This window comes from Acinetobacter sp. 1125_18A (assembly GCF_052824985.1).
Genome location: NZ_VTDG01000038.1, coordinates 1 through 1,492, shown reverse-complemented (window position 1 = coordinate 1,492; position 1,492 = coordinate 1). Strand labels below are relative to the sequence as shown.

Annotated in this window: 1 protein-coding gene; it reads right to left on the bottom strand. The window is 23.5% G+C overall.

Annotated features, from left to right (window positions below; all coding sequences use genetic code 11):
- Positions 1-397 precede the first annotated feature (397 nt).
- A complete protein-coding gene (locus FY049_RS22130) occupies positions 398-1,003 on the bottom strand; it encodes a recombinase family protein (protein WP_446084420.1) in 606 nt (201 codons plus the stop codon).
- Positions 1,004-1,492 lie beyond the last annotated feature (489 nt).

The window sequence follows — 1,492 nt, the reverse complement described above, 5'->3', positions numbered from 1 at the left end:
ATGAGTTAAGCTATCACGCTCCAAGCTCGACTTGTTGTGAAAACAAAATCATTTTGTTAAATTAGATTAACCCATGAGATTAAAGTTCAATTAAAGGAAAACCGCCATTAATGGCGGTTTTTTTAATGACAAACCAAGCATAGGTCAATCAACTTATTTAAGCTTAAGAAGAATATTTTGGGGAATGGAATGGTACTAAGCTATTGCTAAAACTAAACGCTGTTAACTAAAGTTTTTCCTAATTTAAGAAATTTCAATCAAATACACTAAATTTGACTTGGATAGTTTTAAAAATGAAAAATTTAAATATGATGACAATTCCATAAAAAATTAATAAAGCTTAAATGCGGTTTATATAAAATAAATTTCCTAGTATAGCCTTAATATTTTGATACACTTAAGTGGTATCAAAAAATGATATTTGATTATTTAAATTTTCTACTGCTACTTTTAAAATCCTTTGTATAACAGTACGAGTAACTGAAAAGCGTTTAGCTATAGAGTTAATACTTTCACCTCTTTTGAAATATTGAAGCACTTGTCTTTTTTGAGATTCTGATAAAATCTCGGGTCGGCCATTTTTTTTTACAATAATATTTAGATTTTCATTATTAAAATTAAATAATTTTTCAAATTGGGAACATAGCGTTAAGAAATGATTAAAGAAAATTCTCAAATCTCCATTAATTTCATTTTTTGAATAATCCAAACAGATGAGTCTAATTTGCTTCTCGAAAATTTGATTAGCTATTGATAGAATCTCTTCAAATTTATTACCTAAACAATCTAAACTTTTTATTACTAAAAAGTCACCAGAAGATAAAGAGTAATTTATCATATTTTTAAATAAATCTCTGGAATTTATAGATTTATTTACTAATACCTCTTCAATAATCAATCCATTCTTTGGAATTTTATAGCCATACTTATATAAAAATGAAAGAAATTTATCTGATTCAAATTTACTTTTTGGCTCAATTCTAACATAAGCATAAAATTTCATTTCAATACTCCTCAATTTCAAAACTCAGTAATATTTAAAATATTTCATACAGTTAATTTTCAAAAAAGCTTTCATAAGTAGTATGATTGTAGATATCAGAATTTTTATAGAAATTACTAATTTGATGAAAATCTCAAATTCTAAGTAAATAATATAATTATTGATAATTAATTCTCATATTTACAAAAAAATGAACACTTATACTTGAAAATTTTTACATCATGTCAATCATTGATGAGGGCTATTTTATTGCATAACTTAAAGATGTAATAATATAAAATGCATACTAAAAATATTTTGTTACAATAATTTAAAGTATAGTTATAGTTATTAAATCAGCATTTTTGAATTTTGTTATACCTGAAATTGGGTATATTAAAATTAATTTTATATCTAATTGATTAATTATGAAAAATGGTGTAATTGCACTAATTTTTTAAGCAGTTTTTTATTTTAAAAGGACTTTTTTACACAAAGCATTTCTTAAGA